Annotated in this window: 20 protein-coding genes; 11 read left to right on the forward strand and 9 right to left on the reverse strand. The window is 69.6% G+C overall.

The features are described from left to right. Positions 1 to 3: 3 nt before the first annotated feature. Genes OG205_RS37480 through OG205_RS37490 form a run of 3 tightly spaced genes read right to left on the reverse strand, consistent with a single transcriptional unit; the run spans position 4 to position 1,969 of the window. A complete protein-coding gene (locus OG205_RS37480) occupies positions 4 to 555 on the reverse strand; it encodes a hypothetical protein (protein WP_330272565.1) in 552 nt (183 codons plus the stop codon). Continuing rightward, positions 552 to 1,070: a hypothetical protein gene (locus OG205_RS37485; protein ID WP_330272566.1), complete on the reverse strand. Its 519-nt coding sequence runs from the start codon at positions 1,068 to 1,070 to the stop codon at positions 552 to 554. Before OG205_RS37485 ends, OG205_RS37480 begins: the two co-directional genes overlap by 4 nt. Further along, on the reverse strand, positions 1,067 to 1,969 hold the full coding sequence (locus tag OG205_RS37490; RefSeq protein WP_330272567.1) for a glycosyltransferase family 2 protein: 903 nt from the start codon (positions 1,967 to 1,969) through the stop codon (positions 1,067 to 1,069). Before OG205_RS37490 ends, OG205_RS37485 begins: the two co-directional genes overlap by 4 nt. Before the next feature lie 20 nt (positions 1,970 to 1,989). Here OG205_RS37490 and OG205_RS37495 point away from each other — a divergent pair, with 20 nt between their 5' ends. The 3 genes from OG205_RS37495 to OG205_RS37505 all read left to right on the forward strand — a co-directional run bounded on the left by OG205_RS37495 (position 1,990) and on the right by OG205_RS37505 (position 5,137). Continuing rightward, entirely contained in the window at positions 1,990 to 2,961 is a 972-nt protein-coding gene (locus tag OG205_RS37495; RefSeq protein ID WP_330272568.1) for a glycosyltransferase family 4 protein, read from the forward strand. Between the two features lie 80 nt (positions 2,962 to 3,041). After that, on the forward strand, positions 3,042 to 4,169 hold the full coding sequence (locus tag OG205_RS37500; RefSeq protein WP_330278315.1) for a glycosyltransferase family 4 protein: 1,128 nt from the start codon (positions 3,042 to 3,044) through the stop codon (positions 4,167 to 4,169). 89 nt (positions 4,170 to 4,258) lie between these two features. Beyond that, complete coding sequence (locus OG205_RS37505) at positions 4,259 to 5,137, forward strand: glycosyltransferase family 2 protein (RefSeq protein WP_442916855.1); 879 nt, start codon at positions 4,259 to 4,261, stop codon at positions 5,135 to 5,137. A 651-nt stretch (positions 5,138 to 5,788) separates the two neighbouring features. Here OG205_RS37505 and OG205_RS37510 read toward each other — a convergent pair. Further along, positions 5,789 to 6,226, reverse strand: coding sequence for a hypothetical protein (locus OG205_RS37510; RefSeq protein ID WP_330272570.1), 438 nt, complete (start codon positions 6,224 to 6,226; stop codon positions 5,789 to 5,791). 101 nt (positions 6,227 to 6,327) lie between these two features. Here OG205_RS37510 and OG205_RS37515 point away from each other — a divergent pair, with 101 nt between their 5' ends. Both OG205_RS37515 and OG205_RS37520 read left to right on the forward strand, forming a co-directional pair. Continuing rightward, positions 6,328 to 7,395 (forward strand): NDP-sugar synthase, encoded by a 1,068-nt coding sequence (locus OG205_RS37515; protein ID WP_319975166.1) that lies wholly within the window; start codon positions 6,328 to 6,330, stop codon positions 7,393 to 7,395. Next, a complete protein-coding gene (locus tag OG205_RS37520; RefSeq protein ID WP_330272571.1) occupies positions 7,388 to 8,269 on the forward strand; it encodes a DNA-3-methyladenine glycosylase family protein in 882 nt (293 codons plus the stop codon). Before OG205_RS37515 ends, OG205_RS37520 begins: the two co-directional genes overlap by 8 nt. Here the strand turns inward: OG205_RS37520 and OG205_RS37525 are convergent. From OG205_RS37525 to OG205_RS37540, 4 genes are read right to left on the reverse strand one after another with little or no spacing between them, the layout of a single operon-like run. Beyond that, positions 8,266 to 8,793 (reverse strand): NUDIX hydrolase, encoded by a 528-nt coding sequence (locus tag OG205_RS37525; protein WP_330272572.1) that lies wholly within the window; start codon positions 8,791 to 8,793, stop codon positions 8,266 to 8,268. The genes OG205_RS37520 and OG205_RS37525 overlap by 4 nt on opposite strands. Continuing rightward, positions 8,790 to 10,112 carry a coenzyme F420-0:L-glutamate ligase gene (locus OG205_RS37530; RefSeq protein ID WP_330272573.1) on the reverse strand — a complete coding sequence of 441 codons (1,323 nt, stop codon included), beginning with the start codon at positions 10,110 to 10,112 and terminating at the stop codon, positions 8,790 to 8,792. The genes OG205_RS37525 and OG205_RS37530 overlap by 4 nt, the downstream gene beginning before the upstream one ends. Beyond that, entirely contained in the window at positions 10,105 to 11,055 is a 951-nt protein-coding gene (cofD, locus tag OG205_RS37535) for a 2-phospho-L-lactate transferase (protein WP_330272574.1), read from the reverse strand. Before cofD ends, OG205_RS37530 begins: the two co-directional genes overlap by 8 nt. A gap of 33 nt (positions 11,056 to 11,088) precedes the next feature. Then, a complete protein-coding gene (locus OG205_RS37540) occupies positions 11,089 to 11,844 on the reverse strand; it encodes a site-2 protease family protein (RefSeq protein ID WP_330272575.1) in 756 nt (251 codons plus the stop codon). A gap of 245 nt (positions 11,845 to 12,089) precedes the next feature. Here OG205_RS37540 and OG205_RS37545 point away from each other — a divergent pair, with 245 nt between their 5' ends. Continuing rightward, a complete protein-coding gene (locus tag OG205_RS37545; RefSeq protein ID WP_051784712.1) occupies positions 12,090 to 12,395 on the forward strand; it encodes a WhiB family transcriptional regulator in 306 nt (101 codons plus the stop codon). A gap of 31 nt (positions 12,396 to 12,426) precedes the next feature. Further along, the gene (locus OG205_RS37550; protein WP_330272576.1) at positions 12,427 to 15,588 is read left to right on the forward strand and encodes a glycosyltransferase family 2 protein; all 3,162 of its coding nucleotides are present in this window, start codon (positions 12,427 to 12,429) and stop codon (positions 15,586 to 15,588) included. Between the two features lie 24 nt (positions 15,589 to 15,612). Here the strand turns inward: OG205_RS37550 and OG205_RS37555 are convergent, their stop codons facing one another. Continuing rightward, positions 15,613 to 16,056, reverse strand: a complete 444-nt coding sequence (locus OG205_RS37555) for a metallopeptidase family protein (RefSeq protein WP_093593602.1) — start codon at positions 16,054 to 16,056, stop codon at positions 15,613 to 15,615. 93 nt (positions 16,057 to 16,149) lie between these two features. On the opposite strand from OG205_RS37555, the gene OG205_RS37560 reads away from it, so the two are divergent. The 4 genes from OG205_RS37560 to OG205_RS37575 all read left to right on the forward strand — a co-directional run bounded on the left by OG205_RS37560 (position 16,150) and on the right by OG205_RS37575 (position 19,226). Next, positions 16,150 to 16,509 carry a DUF3499 domain-containing protein gene (locus tag OG205_RS37560; protein ID WP_330272577.1) on the forward strand — a complete coding sequence of 120 codons (360 nt, stop codon included), beginning with the start codon at positions 16,150 to 16,152 and terminating at the stop codon, positions 16,507 to 16,509. An 82-nt stretch (positions 16,510 to 16,591) separates the two neighbouring features. After that, positions 16,592 to 17,944, forward strand: coding sequence for a phosphomannomutase/phosphoglucomutase (locus OG205_RS37565; RefSeq protein ID WP_330272578.1), 1,353 nt, complete (start codon positions 16,592 to 16,594; stop codon positions 17,942 to 17,944). Between the two features lie 12 nt (positions 17,945 to 17,956). Next, positions 17,957 to 18,157, forward strand: coding sequence for a Trm112 family protein (locus OG205_RS37570; RefSeq protein ID WP_319975175.1), 201 nt, complete (start codon positions 17,957 to 17,959; stop codon positions 18,155 to 18,157). A 4-nt stretch (positions 18,158 to 18,161) separates the two neighbouring features. Continuing rightward, on the forward strand, positions 18,162 to 19,226 hold the full coding sequence (locus tag OG205_RS37575) for a hypothetical protein (RefSeq protein ID WP_330272579.1): 1,065 nt from the start codon (positions 18,162 to 18,164) through the stop codon (positions 19,224 to 19,226). Positions 19,227 to 19,233: the final 7 nt, after the last annotated feature.

The raw sequence follows: 19,233 nt of genomic DNA on the forward strand, positions 1-19,233 counted from the left end.
GCGCTAAGCCTGCCTCATCACTCTGCGCGCCCGCAGTGTGGTTGCACAGATCAGGAGCAACAGGACAGCGAGAGGGACCCCGAAGACCCACTCGGTGGACCAGTCGTTGCGCTCGGCGAGCAACGGCCGCATCAGCGGATGCCGCAGGACGGTGGCCGGGCCGGGCTGCATCTTCTTGTCCTGCTCGCCCCGCACGACTATCCGCAGCTCGGCGCCGTCCGGGCAGGTGACGCGGTGCGCGTACGCGGGGTTGTCCGGCCCCGGCACGGCCTCGACGCTGGTGATCACGCACGTCTGGGGCGTGGCGAGGACGTCCATCAACGCGCGGTGACCGTCGCCGACCAGCACCGCTGTGCCGGGAATCACGACCATGAACGCGGGCAGCACGAGCCACGCAGGCCCGAGCTTGCCGACGCCCCACGCGAACGCGATCGACAGCAGGCAGCACGGCATCAGCACCGCGAGCTCGTACTGCTCGGGCACGACGGCGCCCAGCACGATCGCGACGGCGACCGCGGCGAGCCCGATCACGATGAGTGGCGCCGGCCGCCTCACGACTGCTTCCTGAGCAGCCTGGCGACGGGAACGAGAAGTGTCATCGTTGCGGGGACGCTTGTGACCGGTAGGAGGTTCCATCGGGAGCTGTCCGCGAACATCGGCCGCAGCGGCGGGCCGACGAGCACGTCGGCTTCCTTCGTCTTCAGCCGGTCGTTCCAGTCGCGGTCCAGCTCGACCTCACCGCTCGGGCACGCCAGCACGTAGTCGACGCCGGGGTTCTTGGCGAACGGGTGCTCGTCGGTCGCGGTGACGGCGCACCGCTCGACGTGCCCGGTCCGCTGCATCAGCACGCTGTGCACACCGAACGTCAGCACGAACGGCGCCGTGAGACCGAGGACGAACGCGGGCAGTGCGATCCACTTGCGTTCGGCGAGCCCGCTCACGCCCAGCGCGTAGGCGAGGCCACCGAGCAGGCCGATGAACATCAGGCCGTAGGTCAGCGTGATGCTCAGGCCGATGCCGATCGTCAGTGCGGTCAGCCCGCCGGCGACCAACCGCCAGGCGGTCTTCACCGGCCGGCCCAGTCCTGCCAGACGCTTGTGCGGGTGACCTCGGTCTTGATCCCGAGGCGTTGGACGAGCGTCGCCGGGAGCCGGAGCAGCACCTCGGCCAGCACACGGGTGCGCAGGCCGAGCCGGAAGTTGGCCGCGTCCGGGACGTTCTTGCGGAACGGCAGCATCGCGGTGATCGCGACGAACCGGGCGAGCTGGGTGAGTGCGACCGAGGCGGGCGCGCACCGCAGCAGCATCAGCAGGCGGTTGCGTTCGTTCCAGCGGTGGAAGAGCGTCGAGCCGGGACGCGTGCTGGCGCCGTGCTTGTGCCTGACCCGCGCCGGTCCGACCGAGATCACCCGGTGCCCGGCCAGCCGCAGCCGCCAGGCCGTGTCGGTGTCCTCGTAGTAGCAGAAGAAGCTCGCCGGGACGCCGCCCACGGCCCTGAGTTCGTCGGTCCTGAGCAGTGCCGCGCCGCCGCAGAACCCGAACACTTCGCGTCCGGCGAGCATGACGTCCCTGCCGTGGCCGTCCGCGGTCAGCGCCACGCCGACGGATTGCGTCGAGCCGTCCGTGAGCAAGATCGACGAGGTGGCGGCGGCTGCTCCGGGCTCACCGTTGAGAGCGCTCTCCAGCTCGGCGAGCCACGACGGCTCCGGCGCCGCGTCGTCGTTGAGCCACGCGACGAACTGGGTGTCGACCATGTCCAGAACGGCGGCGAGACCGCCCGCGTAACCGCGGTTGCGCGGCAGCCGCACGACCTCATGTCCGCTGATCAGCTCGGCAGTGCCGTCATCGGACGCGTTGTCCACGATGATCGTCCTATGTGGACTCTTCTGGGCCGCGAGAGCGTCCAGGCACGCCGTGATGTGGTCACGGCCTCGCCACGTCACGACCACCACGGTGCTGACTGCCGACACGGCGTGAGACGGTACGCGACGTGCCCGAGCTAGTAGTGCTGACCGAGCAACTCAACGCCCCGGTCCCCGGCGGAACCGGCCGCTACACGGCGGAGCTGCTCAAGGCGTTGGGGGAGAGCGTTCCTGACGGCTGGTCCGTGGTGACCGCGGCGACGTCCCGCGCCGACCGCGTGATCAGGGTGCCGCGCCGGGCGCTGGTGGCGTTGTGGGAGCGCGGTCTTCCGCCGAAACTCGGCCCGCACGTGCACGCCCCGACGCCGCTCGCTCCGCTGCCGGGCGCTGTCGTCACCGTGCACGACGTTGTGCCGTGGACGCATCCGGAGACGCTGACTCCGCGCGGGGTCGCCTGGCACCGCAAGGTGATCGCGCGGGCGGCACGCGAGGCGCGCGCTCTGGTCGTGCCGACGCATGCCGTTGCGTCTCAGTTGGCGGCGTGTGTGCGCGTCGAGGTTCCTGTGCACGTGGTGCCCAACGGCGTGACGCGACTCGTTGCCCCGCCAGCCGACGACCTGCCGTCGTCGTACGTGCTCGCCATCGGCACCGTGGAGCCGCGCAAGGGCTTCGGGCTGCTGGTGCGCGCGACCGAACGGCTGCGGGTGCCGCTGGTGGTGATCGGCCAGCAGGGCTGGGGTGACGTCGACCTGGGCGCGCCGCACGTGACGTTGCTGGGCAAGGTCTCCGACCAGCGGCTCGCCTCGGTGCTGGCTGGTGCCACCGTGCTCGCCGCGCCCAGCCTGGCCGAGGGTTTCGGCCTGCCGGTGCTGGAGGCGATGGCCGCGGGCGTGCCCGTCGTGCACTCCGACGACCCGGCTCTGGTGGAGGTCGCGGGAGGCGCCGGAACCGTCGTGCGGCGTGGCGATCTGGCCTCGTTGACGGAAGGTCTGCGGGCCGTCCTGGCTGATCCTCATCACACCGTCGAGGCCGGAATCACCCGCGCGAGTGAGTTCACCTGGGAAAATACGGCACAGGGTGTCTGGGACACACACGCTTAACGACCGGATTAGTGCATTCCCGTTAAACGCTTTAGCAAATGACATTACGCTAGCTGATCGTGCCCACCGTCGAACCCAGCGTGTTGATCGACGCCACCGCGATCCCCGCAGACCGGGGCGGCGTCGGCCGTTACGTGGATTCGCTCGTCGCGGCACTGGACGCGGACGGGGCCAGGCTCTCCGTCGTGTGCCAGCCACGCGACGAGGACCTGTTCACCAAGATCGCGCCGAACGCCAGGGTCATCAGGGCCGCTGACGCAGTCGCCACCAGGACGGCCCGCCTGGCCTGGGAACAGACGACACTGCCGCGCCTGATCCGGACCCTGGGCATCGACGTGGTGCACTCACCGCACTACACACTCCCGTTGGCCGGCAAGGCCGCCTCGGTCGTGACGCTGCACGACGCCACGTTCTTCACCGACCCGGTGCTGCACTCGTCGGTGAAGGCCCGCTTCTTCCGCACCTGGACCCGAGCGTCCCTCAGACGCGCGGACCTGTGCGTGGTCCCGTCCCAGGCAACGGCTGACGAACTGGTCCGCGTGGCCGGCGCCGACCGCCGAGTCCTGCACATCGCCCAGCACGGCGTCGACACCGAACGCTTCCACCCACCGTCACCGGACGAGGTCCTGGCGGTCCGGAAGGCCCTGTCGTTGGGGGACACGCCCTACGTCGCGTTCCTGGGGGCCCTGGAGCCGCGCAAGAACGTCCCGGCACTGATCCGCGGCTTCGCCCAGGCGATGGTGGGCCGAGCCGAGCCGCCGGCCCTGGTGCTGGCCGGTCAGCCCGGCTGGGACAGCCAGGTGGAGCGTGCCCTGGACTCCGTTCCGCACCGCGTTCGCGTGATCCGCGCCGGCTACCTGCCGTTCGAGCAACTCGCCGGCTTCCTGGGCGGTGCCGAACTGGTGGCCTATCCGTCCTTGGGTGAGGGCTTCGGGCTCCCGGTGCTGGAGGCCATGGCTTGTGGCGCGTGTGTTCTGACGACGCGTCGGCTGTCGCTGCCCGAGGTGGGTGGCGAGGCCGTTGCCTACTGCGGTGTCGGCGCCGGGGACATCGCCGCTGCCGTCGCCGACCTGCTGGACGACCCGGCTCGCCGGGCCTCGCTCGCGGCTTCCGGGCAGCAGCGGGCCAAGGACTTCTCGTGGGCGGTCAGCGCCGATCGTCATCGGCTGGCCTACGAGCGCGCGGCGTTGGTGCGACGCCGGCGCTGACGTCCGGTGTGCTGCGCTGTGTGCTGGCCCGGTGCGCTGGCTTGGTGTACTGGTTCGGTGCGCTGGCTTGGTGCGGCTTCGGCGGCTGACTGGGCGACGCTAGGGTGACGCGCGTGAACTACGGCGACGGACTTGGTGTCGTGACGGTCACGTACTCGCCGGGCGAGACGCTGGCTCCCTTTGTGGACACCCTTTCGAAGGCAACTTCCCGGCCGGTGCAGGTGATCCTGGCCGACAACGGGTCCACCGACGGGGTGCCGGAGGAGGTTGCCGCGTCTCGGGATCATGTGACCTTTCTGCCCACTGGGGGAAACCTCGGGTATGGCGGCGGGGCCAATCGCGGGGTTGCCGCTCTTGGGTCCGATGTCGGGTGGGTGTTGATTTCCAACCCTGACATCGAGTTCGCGCCCGGCAGTGTGGACGCGTTGATCGCTGCTGGTGAGCGGTGGCCTCGGGGTGGGATGTTCGGGCCCTTGATTCGGGAACCCTCTGGGGAGGTCTACCCGTCTGCTCGGCTGTTGCCCTCGTTCGGGCGTGGGGTTGGGCATGCTTTGTTTGGGGCTGTCTGGAAGTCGAATCCTTGGACTCGGGCCTATCGGCAGGAGAAGTCGCCCGTCGAGCGGACTGCCGGGTGGTTGTCGGGGTCCTGTTTTTTGATGCGGCGTGAGGCTTTTGACTCCGTCGGCGGGTTCGATGAGCGGTACTTCATGTACTTCGAGGACGTTGACCTCGGGGAACGTGTTGGCGCGGCTGGGTGGGTCAACGTTTACGTGCCTGAGGCTGAGGTTGTGCACATCGGGGGGCACTCGACTGCTCGGTCTTCGGATCGGATGTTGAGGGAGCATCATCGGAGTGCTTATCGGTACCTGGCTGATCGGCATGCTGGGGTGGTTTGGGCGCCGTTTCGGGGTTTGTTGAAGGCTGGGCTTGGGTTGCGGGCTTGGGTTCTCACTCGGAAGGGTGCCTGACGCCTTCGGCGTGCGCGTGGGTTGGGTGGGTCGTCCCCCTGTTGCGTTGGCGGGTGCCTGTTTCGTGTCCGTAGGTGGGTCACCTTGCGGGCGTCTGTGGCGGCTGATTCCTGGGGCTCTGCCCCAGACCCCGCCAATCTGATCAAAAACCGGGGTCTACGCCATGCGCGGGTTGATGGCACGCCTGTTGCTTTGGGCGGAGTTGCGTTGAGTAGATGGTTGCGTTGGTGGGGTGGTTTCGTCACGAGCCGTACCAAGAGCGGGCCACAGCTAGGAAGGGATGTCAAACGGACGAAAAGCGTGTCCGTTTGACATCCCTTCCTAGCTGCAGCAAGAGCTATGGCACGACTCGTGACGAAACCACCCCACCCAGACCGCACGGTAAGAACGGCTCGCCTTCGGCATCGCTTGCGGGCGGCTGCTTGCCGTGAGCGTGTGCTCAGACAGCTCGCCTTCGGCATCGCGGGCGGGCGTGGGCTTGCCGTGACCGCGCGGTACGGACGGCTCGCCGTCGGTTCGCGGACGCCCTCGCTCTCGCCTGGCTCTCGCCTCGCGGGACTGTCAGACCTGCTCGCTAAGTTGGGACGCGGGGGAGCCGAAACCGAAGGGGACCCCTGCGTCAGCCTGCCCGGCGGTGCCCGCCGGGGGTGCTCACATGTCGCCGCTCAGTCGCTGGGTCAGTGAGTTGCGGGTCTGCTGGTGGTTCGAGACGGTCGGGATGAGGCCCGGCTGCACGACCTGAGTGATCTCCGCGTCATCTGCCGGGGCCTGTGGTGCCGGCAGCGGCTGGCCCTGCTTCTGCTGGCCCTGCCTCGACTGGGCGGGCATCGGTTGCGTTGGCATGGGCTGGCCCGGCGCGTGGTGTTGTGGGCGCTGCTGGTGGCGGTGTTGCTGGCCCATCTGCGCTGGCTGCAGGATCATGGTCGAGTCCGGGTCTCGGCGCGGGTCCATGGCGTTGACCAGCGAGCGAGGGATTTGTTGCGTGTCCGAGGAGTCCATCGGGGACGTCATGTTGTCCGGCGTCACGATGTTCCGCCCACGTGCGCGGGCGCGGGCGAGCATGGCGTCGGCCCGGTCGCGGGGGTCCATGTCGGATTTAGCTCCTTGCCGGGACCAGATCCCATATGACGATCTGCTTCGTGTCAGAGTATTCCGTCGAACGGCTCGCTGTAACGCGGAGGAGGAAAAAGGTGCACGGCGTCGAAGCTGTGGTGCTGGTCGGGGGCAAGGGCACCCGTCTTCGCCCGCTGACCCTGTCCGCTCCCAAGCCCATGTTGCCGACCGCAGGGGTGCCATTTTTGACACACCTCCTGTCTCGGATCAAGGAGGTCGGCATCACGCACGTGGTGTTGGGGACCTCCTACAAGGCCGAGGTGTTCGAGGAGTACTTCGGGGACGGATCGAGGCTCGGGCTGGAGCTCGAGTACGTGGTGGAAGAGGTGCCGCTGGACACGGCGGGGGCGATTCGCAACGTGGCGGACAAGCTGCGTGAGCCCGACGTGATGGTCTTCAACGGCGACATCCTGTCGGGGGTCGACCTGTCGGGGATCGTCGACACGCACCGCAAGCACGAGGCGGATGTGACGTTGCACCTGGTGAAGGTGGCGGACCCGCGTGCGTTCGGGTGTGTGCCGACGGACGACGAGGGGCGCGTTCAGGCGTTCCTGGAGAAGACCGAGAACCCGCCGACGGACCAGATCAACGCCGGCTGTTACGTGTTCCGGCGTGAGGTGATCGACGCGATTCCCGCCGGGCGGCCGGTGTCGGTGGAGCGCGAGACGTTCCCCGGGCTGCTCGAGGCCGGGCGGAGGTTGCAGGGGCACGTGGACGCCACGTACTGGCTGGACCTCGGCAAGCCCGAGGCGTTCGTGCAGGGGTCCGCGGACCTCGTGCGCGGTGTTGCGCCGTCGGCGGCAGTTGCACAGCCTGGCGACTATCTGGTGCTTGAGGGCACGAGCGTGCACGAAGGCGCGACGCTCAAGGGTGGGTCCGCGGTCGGTGCGAACTGCACGGTCGCGGACGGTGCCGTGCTCGATGGCGCGATTTTGTTCGACGGTGCCGTCGTCGGTGAGAACGCCATCGTCGAGCGTTCGATCGTGGGTGCCGGTGCGCTCGTGCAGGCCGGTGCGGTGCTGCGTGACGCCGTTGTGGGCGACTCCGCGGTGATCGGCGCGCGGTGTGAGTTGATCGGCGGAGCGCGGGTGTGGCCGGGTGTGGTTCTGCCTGAGGCCGGCGTGCGCTTCTCGACGGATGCCTAGCAGAGCCTGGACTCCACCGTTCCCACTCGATCTGGGAGCGGTGCTCGGCAGGTTGCGCCGCGGGCCAGGCGATCCGTCCTTCAGTGCGGAGGGCGGTGTCTGGTTCGCGGCGAACACGCCGTGCGGGCCCGGCACGTTGCACGTCACGAGGACGAGCGGCGAGGTGCTGGCGGAAGCGTGGGGCGAGGGCGGGCAGTGGCTGCTGGACGGGCTGCCCGCCCTGCTCGGCGCGGAGGACACGGTGGACGAGTTCGTCGCGCACCACCCGATCATCGCCGAGTCGCGCAGGCAACGACCCGGGCTGCGGCTCGGGGCCACGAACCGGGTCTGGGACCTGTTGTTCGCCTCGATCCTGGAGCAGAAGGTCACCGGCGTGGAGGCCTTCCGCACGTGGCGTGAACTGGGACGGCGGTTCGGCGAGAGCGCTCCCGGGCCGAAGCCGCTGAAGGTGCCGCCGACGCCGCAACGGTTGATGGGCCTGCAGGACTGGGAGTGGCACCAGTGCGGTCTCGACGGCGCCCGCAGAAGGACGCTGATCAACGCCGCGCAGGTCGCGCACCGGCTGGAGAAGGCCGCCGAGATGCGCAGCCGCGAGCTGCTCGAAAAGGTGCCCGGCATCGGCGTGTGGACGTCGGCCGAGGTCGCGCAACGGTCCTGGGGCGACCCGGACGCCGTGAGCGTCGGCGACTACCACGTCGCCAAGAACGTCACGTGGGCGTTGACCGGCACGCCGGGCGACGACGACGGCATGATGGAGCTGCTGGAGCCCTACAAGCCGCAACGCCACCGCGCGGTCATGTACCTGGAGGCGGCGGGTCTGCGGCGGCCGCGGCGAGCACCGAGGTTCTCGCCGCGCGACTACCGCAGGTTCTAACGCAGGCGTGCGAGAGCGCTCTCGATCAGCGGGTGCAGGTCGTCCACGTTGTCCGGCAACGAGTCCAGCGGCCACCACTGCAGATCGACGGACTCAGCGCTGCGAACGGGCTGCGCGCCGACAGGTGCGCGGACCAGGAAGCGGACGTCGAAGTGACGCGTCGGCAACCCGAGCGAGCACGTGATCGGGTGCACGTCGAGGTGGATCGGCGTCGGCTCGATGCGCAGGCCGCGCATGCCGGACTCCTCGGTGGCCTCGCGCAGAGCGGCACCGGCCAGCGTCGAGTCCTCGGGCTCGCAGTGGCCGCCCAGCTGCAGCCACCGGCCCACGCGCGGGTGCAGCGTCAGCAACGCGTGCTCCGCGGTGGCGTCCAGGACCAACGCTGAGGCCGTGATGTGCCCCGGCTCGCAAGATCGCTGGCAGGCGTCCTCGCGGGCCGCCAGGAAGCCCAGGTAGGCCTCGCGCAGGGCGTCCTGCCCCGCGAACCGGCTCAGCGTCGAGACGGCGTCGGCGTGCAGCGTCACAGCTCGATCAGTCCTTCCAGTGGCTCGCGCGGCGTCAGCGGCTCGGTCGGATGCCCGATCGCGACGGCGCCCAGCGGCTCCCAGTCGTCAGGAACACCCAGCACCGAACGCACGAGGTCCGCGCAGAAGATCGTCGACGACACCCAGCACGAGCCGAGGCCCTCGGCGGCCAGTGCCACCAGGAGGCCCTGCACGGCGGCGCCGCCGGCGACCGTGAACATCGTCTTCTCGGCGTCGGCGCGGCGGTCGTCGGGATAGGCGTGCGACCCGTCGCGGACGAGGAACGGCACGACGATCTCGGGCGCCTCCACCAGCAGGTCGCCACGACGCACCCGGCGGGCGATCTGTTCGGGAGTGAACCCGTCGGCGCGCAGGTCGGATTCCCACTGCGAGCGCATCGCTTGGAGCAGCTCCAAGCGCTTCTCCCGCACCAGCACGAACCGCAGCGGCTTCGTGTGGTGCGGCGCGGGCGCCGTCAGTGCCGCACCGACTGCCCTGCGCACCACGGTGAGATCGACGGGCTCGTCCGTGTAGAACCGCACGGACCTGCGCATCAGCACGGCCTGAGCGCGGCCCTGGGCCAGCGCCTCCTCCGTGCCGAGGCTGAACAGGTCCTCCTCGACCGGCCGGTTCAGGTCGCGGGCCGTGGAACCGTCGTCCACCACCTCGAACCCGCGCAGCACCGCCACCGGCACCGAGCCGAGCTTGCCCTTCACCAGGTCGGCGGCCGCGGCGATCTCGTCGGCGATCGCGACCATCGTCACCGCGAGCTCGTTGCCGTGCTCGTCCACCGCGCCCGCGTAGTCGTGCAGCACGCGGATGCCGGACGCGCCGATCGCGGCGTCGATCTGGCCCATCCGCCACGCGCGGCCCATCGTGTCGGTGATCACCACGGCGACCTCGACACCCAGCAGGTTCTTGAGAGCGCCGCGCAGCGAGGCCGCGGAGCCGTCCGGGTCGACCGGGAGCAGCGCGATCTCGTCGCCCGCCACGTTCGAGGCGTCGACGCCGGACGCGGCCTGGACGATGCCGAGCTTGTTCTCGGTGATCAGCGTGCGCATCTTGCGGGCGAGCACCCGCACCGACTCCGCGTCGACGTGCTCGCGCCGGATCCGGTCCCGTTCCTCGGGATCGGCCGGTACCCGAACGAGTCGTCCCTCTACTTTGGACAGGATCTTGGACGTGACGACCAGCACGTCGCCGTCGCGCAGCCAGGGGGCGGCCTTCGCGATCGCGCCTGCCAGGTCGTCGCCGGGGCGAAATTCCGGCAGGCCAGGAACCGGCAGCAGCTCCAGCGCGGCCGCGGCGTGATCAGTCAACTTCGACTCCGGCCAGGTCCAGCGCGGCGCGGGCCATCTGCGCCGTGGCGTCCACATCGGACATCAGCAGCGGGACCGCGCGCACCGCGACACCGGGCACGTCGGCCCGGTCGCCGGTGTGCACCAGCCACGCGTCGAGAATGCCGTCGGAGCACTTGCGGGAGCCGTAGTGCCGCCCGACCGCCTCGGCGGAGGTCTCCACACCGATCGCGTCCAAACAAGCGTCGGCCATGCCCCGCAACGGTTTCCCGCCGATGATCGGCGACAGGCCCACGACGCCGGCCTCGGTCTTGCGCAACGCGTCGCGCACGCCGGGCACGGTGAGGATCGTGCCGATGCTCACAACGGGGTTGGACGGGGCCAGGATCACCGCGTCGGCCTCGGCGATCGCCTCCAGCACGCCGGGCCCGGCAGTGGCGGTCTCAGCACCGACGAACGCGAACGACTTCGCGGGCACGGCGGCCCGGTGCTTGACCCACCACTCCTGGAAGTGGATGGCCTTCGTCTCGCCGTCGAGCTCCACGACGACGTGCGTCTCCACGCGGTCGTCCGACATCGGCAGCAGCTTCACGCCCGGCTTCCACCGGTCGCACAGCGCCTCCGCCACGGCCGACAGCGGATAGCCGGCGCGGAGCATGCGGGTGCGAACGAGGTGCGTCGCGATGTCGCGGTCGCCCAGACCGAACCACGTCGGCTCGGCGCCGTAGGCCGCGAGCTCCTCCTTGACGGTCCAGGACTCGTCCGCACGGCCCCAGCCGCGTTCGGTGTCGATCCCGCCGCCCAGCGTGTACATGCAGGTGTCGAGGTCAGGAGTGATGCGCAGCCCGTGCATCCACACGTCATCGCCGGTGTTCACCACCGCGGTGACGTCCGCCCCGAGGGCTTTGAGTCCTTGCAGGAACTTCGCGCCGCCGACCCCGCCGACCAGTGCTACGACCTTCACGCCCGCCCATGCTTCCACAGCGCGGTGAGTGGCCTACAGGGAGCGCCAGAACGAGAACGTCGAAGATCCGGTGTAGGCCGCGAACGGGTCGCCGCCGATGAGCTCGAACACCCAGGACGCCGCCTGGAAGAAGAGCAGGCTGACCTCGGAGAAGCCGATCAGGACGGCGAACAGGACCAGCGGCGCCCACGGCCGGGCCTTCGCGCCGAACTGCTGCGCGCTGTAGGGCAGGAACGGCTCGATGGCACCCCAGCCGTCCAGGCCGGGGATCGGCAGGATGTTCAGCACGAACGCGAACACCTGCAACAAAGCAAGGTACGAAATCGCGGCGGTGAGCGCGGCGGGCGGCGAGAAGATCGCGACGACCAGTGCGAGCAGAACGCCGATCACGAGGTTCGAGATCGGACCCGCGAGTGAGACCAACGACTCGATCTTCTTCGACCGGAGCGCGTGGTGGTTGATCCACACCGCACCACCCGGAAGAGGGATTCCGCCCATGACCAGCAGCACCAGCGGCAGCACGATGCTGAGCACGGGGTCGGTGTAACGGCGGATGTCGAGGGTCAGATAACCCTTGTCACGTACGGAAAAATCGCCGCCCTTGTACGCGACGGCGGCGTGCCCGAACTCGTGCAGGCACAGCGTGACCGCCCACCCGGCGAGTACGAAGAGGATGGTGCCCGAGATGATGGCGACGTCACCCTCGAGCAGGGTGAGGGCGGCTCCAGCGGCAGTCGCCGCGAGCAGGCCTAGGAACAGTGGACTGGGGCGAACCGCTGATCGCTTCACCCCTCCAGTGTGGCGTGTCGGCTGGTGTCGTGGGCCGTTCGGGGACACGTTGCAACACCTGAATCACTGTCTGTGCTGCCAGTCAAGGTTTTTGCGGCCATCCGCGCGAATATCCCCCGACGTGTGGACTCCGCTTGACCGCCCGCTGTGACGCAGGTGTAATCACATCGGTGTCATTCGTCGTTGTGGGAACGGCGTCTGGCGTCCGCCAACCGGGGAGAGCGGAAGGCGAGGAGGCGGACGAAATGCAGGAATTCGAAGAGCTCGAAGAAGATCACGTCACGCAGCCGGTCGTGCAGGGCGAGCTGTCGTACCTGTTCGACCCTGCCGACGAGCAGGACTGGCAGGAGCGCGCGCTCTGCGCACAGACCGATCCTGAGGCGTTCTTCCCCGAAAAGGGAGGGTCGACTCGGGAGGCCAAGCGCATCTGCCTGGGCTGCGAGGTGCGTTCGGAGTGCCTTGAGTACGCACTCCAGCACGACGAACGCTTCGGCATCTGGGGTGGTCTCAGTGAACGAGAACGCCGCAAGCTGAAGAAGCGAGCCGTCTAGAAGCGTGATCTTCGTGCCCTAACTTGGGGGCGTGACAAGTCCTCAGCCGAGGCTCCGGACAGCGCCGGTGCTGTGCGTCCTGGTCTGCCACGACGGAGACCAGTGGCTCAGCACGGCGCTGTCCGCGTTGCGGCGTCAGCGAATTCGCCCTCGGCACGTGATCGCGGTCGACACCGGATCAACCGACCGGACAGCGAAGGTGCTGGCGGAGGCGGGGGATCTGCTGGACGGCGTGTTGACCGCGCCGCGTGGCACGGGCTACGGCACCGCCGTGCGGCTCGCGGTCGAGCACGCCGTCGAACGGTGGGGTGACCCCGGCAAATGGCTGTGGTTGCTGCACGACGACAGCGCGCCCGAACCCGACTGCCTGGCCTCGCTGCTGACCGCGGCAGAGGTGTCGCCGTCGGCTGCCGTGCTGGGTCCGCTGTGCCTCGATTGGGTGGATTCTCGTCTGGTCGTCGAGGCGGGTTTGTCGACGGATTCTTCAGGACATCGACAGACTGGCCTGTCATCGGCCGAACATTCCGCGTCGTTTCAGCAGAGCACCGAGGTTCTCGCCGTCTCGTCCGCGGGATCGTTGATCAGACGTGAGATCTGGCACGCGCTCGGCGGTTACGACGAAGCGATGCCACTGCTGCGCGACGATCTCGACTTCGGCTGGCGCGCTAATCGCGCGGGTCATTTGGTCCTGTGCGTACCGGTCGCACGCATGCGACATGCACGCGCCGCAACTAAAGGCTCACGTCGTTTGGATGCGGCCATGGCGCGGCCGGGTCCATCATTTCGTGGCGTCGACCGAGCGCACGGCATGCGCACATTTTTGGTCAATTGTTCAAGTATCTCGTTTCTCGTCGGAGTTCCGCGACTGCTGTTCCTGTCGCTGCTGCGCGCCCTGGGCTTCCTGTTCCTCCGGCGTTTCGCGGACGCACACGCCGAAGTCGGCGCGGCCCGCTACCTCCTGACCAGAGGTCGTCTGCTCGAAGGCCGCCGCGCCCGCCGCGGTTCCGCCGTCGTGCGCGGCCTCTTCACCAGCAGACTCACCCGGCTGCGCAACGCGATCCGCGCCGGCGCGACCTTCCTGATCCGCCGCCGCGTCGAGGCGGACGCCGCGCTAGGTCGTTTGCCCGCAACCGATGCAGGTTCGACGTGGCTCGAACCATCCGAAGTGGACTCTCGGCCGGTCGGCCCGTCGGCGTTGCCCGCCGGTGCCTCCCGAGGCCGCCCCCGCGTCGCCGGCCTGCGCCGCCCACCCGTGGTCGTCCCCGTGGACGCCGCTTTGCCCGGCGCTCTGCGCCCGACGCCGCGCCCCCGCCCGTCGCCCGGCCCTCGCGGCGCTCCCGGCATGGTCTTCGTCGAGGTCGACCAGTCGCGGATGCTGCGTTCACTGCTGCTCGCGCCCCCGGTCCTGCTCCTGCTGGGACTCTCGGCCGTCGCCGTGATCGCGAACTGGTCCCGCCTCGGCCTGAACCTCGCGGGCGGCCGGCTGCTCCCGGTCGGCTCGGCGGGTTCGGTCTGGTCGACCTACCTGTCGTCGTGGCACCCGGTCTTCGGCGGCACCGCGGCCCCCGCCCCTGCCGCGCTGGCCGTCCTGGGCCTGATCCCCGGCGGACCTTCGTTCGCCGTCGCGATGCTGTTGCTCGGCGACATCCCCCTCGCCGCGTTGTCCGCCTACATCGCGTCACGCGGCATGCGCGTACGACGTTCCGTGCGCGCGGTGGTGGCCGCCTTCTACGGCCTGCTGCCGGTCGCCACGACCGCGGTCGCCGAAGGCCGCCTGGACGTCATCGTCGTGCACGTTGTGACGCCCGTGGTCTTCGCCGGCGTGTACGCGGTTCTGCGCGCGTCGTCCACCCACGCCTGGCTGCCGATGGCTTCCGGCACCGCCATCGGCGTCGCGGTGCTGGGCGCCTTCTCGCCGCTCACCCACGTCGTGATCATCGTGGGCTCTCTGGCGGGCTTCATCGCGGTCACCGGCGGCGCACGCCGGATCGCGGCTCTGTTCATGATCGTGCTTCTGCCGATGGGGCTGCTTCTGCCGTGGCCCGCCGTCTTGCTGCAACACCCGGAGATGGTCCTCAACGGTCTCGGCGCCGCGTTCTCGTCGCCGCCACCGAACCTGATCGTGTGCTCGGTCTTCGTGGCGGCCGCGTTCGCCGCCGCGGTGTTGCGGCCCAACGCCTTGATGTTGCCCGGGCTGTTGGTGATCGTGCTGGCGATCGGTGCTCTCGCGGCGGTGGCCGCTGTCGGGGCCTGGCCCGGGACGCCGTTGGTTTTGCTGGCGTGGGGACTCGTGTGTGTGGTGCTCGCCGGGTGTCAGCGTGGGGTGGCGCCTGGTGTCGCCGGGCAGGCTCGGGTGCGTCGGGCCGTGTACGTCGTTGGTGTGGTGACGCTGGTCAGCCTGGGAGTGGCCGGGTTGCTGGATCTGCGTTCCGGGCCGTTGAAGGCCGACGGTGGTGTTGCTCTGAGTCCGTCTTTGACCGCCGAGTTGGAGCGGTCCGGGCGGTCGGTGCTGATCCTGGGCTCGCCGGTGCGTCAGGTCGCCGGGCGGATGCCCGCCTTCGGGGATGACGATCTGGTGCCCACGGTGTCGTCGCCTGCTCGGCTGCGGCGGTGGAACTCGTCCCTGCTGGACGGCGCCGCGCCTGCGGTGAAGACCGCGCTGGCTCAGGCCGCGGCTTCCGGGGTGACCTTTGTGGTCCTGCCGTCCGAAGAGGCGTCCGCTCGGGTTCGGGCTGCCGCTGGGGAACTGGTGTCCGTGGCGCCGGGGGCTTCTGACGGGCGGCCGGTGTTGCGTCTGCGGTTCGCTGCCGACACCGGGGTGTTGCTGGCGCCCGATCTGGCTCGGCGGGCTCGGACAGGCGGGGAGCCGCCTGAGGAGTTGGCCGCATCTGGCGTGGTGCCGGTGAACCTGTCGTTGCCGGAGGTCGCCGTGAAGGTCTCGCCCGGCGGGGAGGGGCGGGTGCTCGTGCTGGCCGCGGAGGACGAGCCCGGCTGGCAGGTCTTCGTGGACGGGCAACAGGTGCCGGTCGTCCGGGCCTGGGGGCACCTGGTCGGGGTGCCGTTGCCGTCCTCTGCCGCCGAGGTCCGGGTGGAGATGTCCTCCACCTTGCGGGACTTCTTGTTGCTGGGGCAGGCGGCCGCCGCGTTGTTCACGTTGCTGACCGCCATACCGACGCGTCGGAAGGCAGCCTGACGGCGAACCCGTGTGAGAGGCGTCTCAGCCCTCGTCCACCACGTCCGGGTCCAGCCCCAGGTAGTTCGCCACCTGCTCCACCAGCACGTCGTGCACCAGGTCGGACAGGTCGGCGCCGTCCTTCGCCCGCGCCTCGAGAGGCCTGCGGTAGAGAACGATCCGGGCACGGTTGTCCGAGCCCGGCGGCAGCAGGCGGGCCAGGGGGACGTTGCCGTCCTCGACCACGCCGTCCTCGCCCTCGACCTGCACGTCCGGGACGTCGTCCACGGCCACGTCGAGTTGGGTGAGTTCGGTTCGCCAGCGGGCCTCGATGGGCTCCAGTGCCTCTATGACCAGCGCGTCGAAGCGTTCTGCCCGGGAACGGGCCGCTGGGAGCGTGGCCGGGTAGAGAGGACCGCGCAGGCCTCGGCCGTGCCGATCGCGGTTGCGTCGGCGCGGCGAATTCTGCCGCTGTGAACCCCGTGCCATCACCACAACCCAGCAGCCTAGTTGCTACCCCTGACGACTAAACACAGCGTGCCTCACACACAGCCTCCCGTGGACGCGCTATCGTCCCCGATCGTGCGGAGCGTGAGACGGTGCTCGCGAACCGGGTGTGCTAACCCGGCTGTCGCCACGCTCACCTACGCCTATGCGGACTCCACCGCGGTCGTCGGGCCGCTTGCCACGTACTCCGAACCGCACAGCTACGACCTGTGCGAGGAGCACGCCTTGCGGCTCACTGCGCCGCGCGGTTGGGAGGTCGTGAGGCACCAGGGTGAGTTCGCGGCGCCCGAGCCGACTGTGGACGACCTGACGGCGTTGGCCGAGGCGGTGAGGGAGGCTGGGCGGGCTGATGTGAGTCCGAAGCTGAACGACGTGCCTGCCGGCTCTCACAGGCGTGGGCACCTGCGGGTACTGCCTGATCCGCACGAGGACTGAGCGACCACACGCACCACTAATCTTCTCGCCGGTAGGCTGCCCTGGCAGTGGCCGTCAAGAGCGAGTTTCGGGAGTGTGCGGCGTGCGTGACCTGTCCGGCATCGTCAAGGCGTACGACATCCGTGGGGTGGTCGGCGAGCAGCTGGACGCCGGCTTGGTCCGCGACTTCGGCGCCGCCTTCGCGCGCCTGGTCGGTGGACCGACGATCGTCATCGGTCACGACATGCGCGACTCGTCGCCCGGGCTGTCGCGTGCCTTCGCCGAAGGTGCGCAGGCGCAGGGCGTGAACGTCATCAGCATCGGCCTGGCCAGCACGGACATGCTCTACTTCGCGTCCGGCAAGCTGGATCTGCCCGGCGCCATGTTCACCGCGAGCCACAACCCGGCGCAGTACAACGGCATCAAGATGTGCCGCGCGGGCGCCTCGCCGGTCGGCCAGGACACCGGGCTCGGGCAGATCCGCCAGGACGCCGAGAACCAGGTCCCGGACGCCGAGGGTGTCGAGCCCGGCACGTTCGAGGAGCGCAACATGCTCGTCGACTACGCGGCGTACCTCAACGCCCTGGTCGACCTGAAGGGCATCCGCCCCCTCAAGATCGTCGTGGACGCGGGCAACGGCATGGGCGGCTACACGGTGCCGCAGGTCTTCGAGGGCCTGCCCATCGAGGTCGTCCCCATGTACTTCGAGCTCGACGGCAGCTTCCCGAACCACGAGGCGAACCCGCTCGACCCCAAGAACATCGTGGACCTGCAGGCCCGTACCAAGGCCGAGGGCGCCGACGCCGGTGTCGCGTTCGACGGTGACGCGGACCGCTGCTTCGTCGTGGACGAGAACGGCGACCCGGTGAGCCCGTCGGCGATCACGGCGCTGGTGGCCGTGCGCGAGCTGGCCAAGGACCCCGGCGGCACGGTCATCCACAACCTGATCACCTCGCACGCCGTGCCGGAGATCGTCCAGGAGCACGGCGGCAAGCCCGTGCGCACGCGCGTTGGCCACTCGTTCATCAAGGAGGAGATGGCCAGGACCGGCGCCATCTTCGGTGGCGAGCACTCCGCGCACTACTACTTCCGCGACTTCTGGAAGGCCGACACCGGCATGCTGGCCGCACTGCACGTGCTGGCCGCGCTCGGTGAGCAGGACGGTCCACTGTCGACGCTGACGTCGATCTACAACCGCTACGCCGCCTCCGGTGAGATCAACTCGACGGTCAACGACCAGGCCGGTCGGATCGCCGCGATCAAGGACGCGTACGGATCCAAGGACGGCGTCACGATCGACGAGCTGGACGGTCTCACCGTGCAGCTGGCGGACGGGTCGTGGTTCAACCTGCGGGCCTCGAACACCGAGCCGCTGCTGCGCCTGAACGTCGAAGCCACCACGCCCGAGGCCGTCGCCGCGCTGAGCGACGAGGTCCTCGCGATCGTGCGGGCCTGAGGAGAGAACACCGTGGCCGTCAAGCTCGAAGAGCAGTTGCTGGAAATTCTCGCCTGCCCGTGCCCCGAGCACGCGCCCCTGCAGGTCGGGACGCCGACCGATCCGGAAGCGGACTTCCTCACGTGCACCGCGTGCGGTCGTTCGTTCCCGGTTCGCGACGGCATCCCGGTTCTCCTGCTGGACGAGGCGGTCGCGCCGCCGTCGGCTGTGTGATCAGGTGCTCGACGACACGCTGCTCGACGACCCGAGCCGCCTCGCCGACGCCGACACGGGCGGCTGGCTGCGTGCTGCCGCGCGGGCGGGGGCACAGGTCCGTTCCACCGCTGAGGCCGCGGCCGAGGCGGGGCTGGAGCGGATCTTCGCCGAACGCCCGCGCGCGGTCGTGCTCATCACCCGGCCCGGCCACTCGGTCACCGTCGCCAACGTCGTCATGGCGTTGCTCGGCTCCGGCTGCTCGGTGCCGGTCGTGCTCGCCGACGAGGTGCCGCCCTGGGTCGGCGCTCTCGACGTCGTGCTCGCGCACACCGAGGACCCCAGCGACCGGGTGCTCGCCGAGTCGATCGACAGGGCCGTCCGCAGGGGCGCCCGCACACTGCTGACGGCGCCGGACTCCGGTCCGATCGCCGCGGCCGCCGCCGGCCGGGCCGTGCTGCTGCCTCCCCGCATCGACGTGCCGCCGGGCTTCAGCTTCCCGCGCGCGCTCGCCGCGTGGTTGCTGGTGCTGCACTCGCTCGGCCTGCTCAAGGCCGACGTCGAACTGATCGCGGACGAGCTCGACCGGGAGGCCGAGCGCGACCACCCGATGCACGAGTCGTTCGTGAACCCGGCGAAGTCGCTCGCGTTGCGCGTCGCCGACCGCACGCCGCTGCTGTGGGGCCTCGACGAGGTCGCCACGTCGGTCGGCATGCACGGCGCGGGCGTGCTGGCGGCGTTCGCCGGTGTGGCGTGCGACGTCGCCGGGTATCCACAGGCGCTGACCCGCCCGGTGCTGCACCGCCGCGCGGTGCAGGGAACCTCGGGTGCAGACCTCTTCGCCGACCCGGACGACGAGCCGGGCAGCGGACTCGTGCGCGTGTTGTTGCTGGCTGTGCGCCAGGGCCCGGTGGCAGATGCTGTTCGGCACGCCGCCGAGGACGCCCTGCCGGGCGCGGACGTGCTGGAGCCGGCCGTCGAGGTGGCGGGAGGCGACGCGGTCAGCGCCGCACTCCTCGCGCTCCGCTTCGAACTGGCCGCGCTGTACCTCGGGCTCGCCGCCGGAACTCTCGGCGGCAACCCGTACTGATTTGGGA

The sequence above is a fragment of the Lentzea sp. NBC_00516 genome (assembly GCF_036346835.1).
In the GTDB taxonomy this organism is placed as follows: domain Bacteria; phylum Actinomycetota; class Actinomycetes; order Mycobacteriales; family Pseudonocardiaceae; genus Lentzea; species Lentzea sokolovensis.

Excerpts from the sequence above, each read along its gene's own strand:
- OG205_RS37555 (WP_093593602.1), bottom strand. The coding sequence starts at position 16,056 with ATGGCACGGGGTTCACAGCGGCAGAATTCGCCGCGCCGACGCAACCGC.
- OG205_RS37545 (WP_051784712.1), top strand. The coding sequence starts at position 12,090 with ATGCAGGAATTCGAAGAGCTCGAAGAAGATCACGTCACGCAGCCGGTC.
- OG205_RS37510 (WP_330272570.1), bottom strand. The coding sequence starts at position 6,226 with ATGGACCCCCGCGACCGGGCCGACGCCATGCTCGCCCGCGCCCGCGCA.
- OG205_RS37520 (WP_330272571.1), top strand. The coding sequence starts at position 7,388 with ATGCCTAGCAGAGCCTGGACTCCACCGTTCCCACTCGATCTGGGAGCG.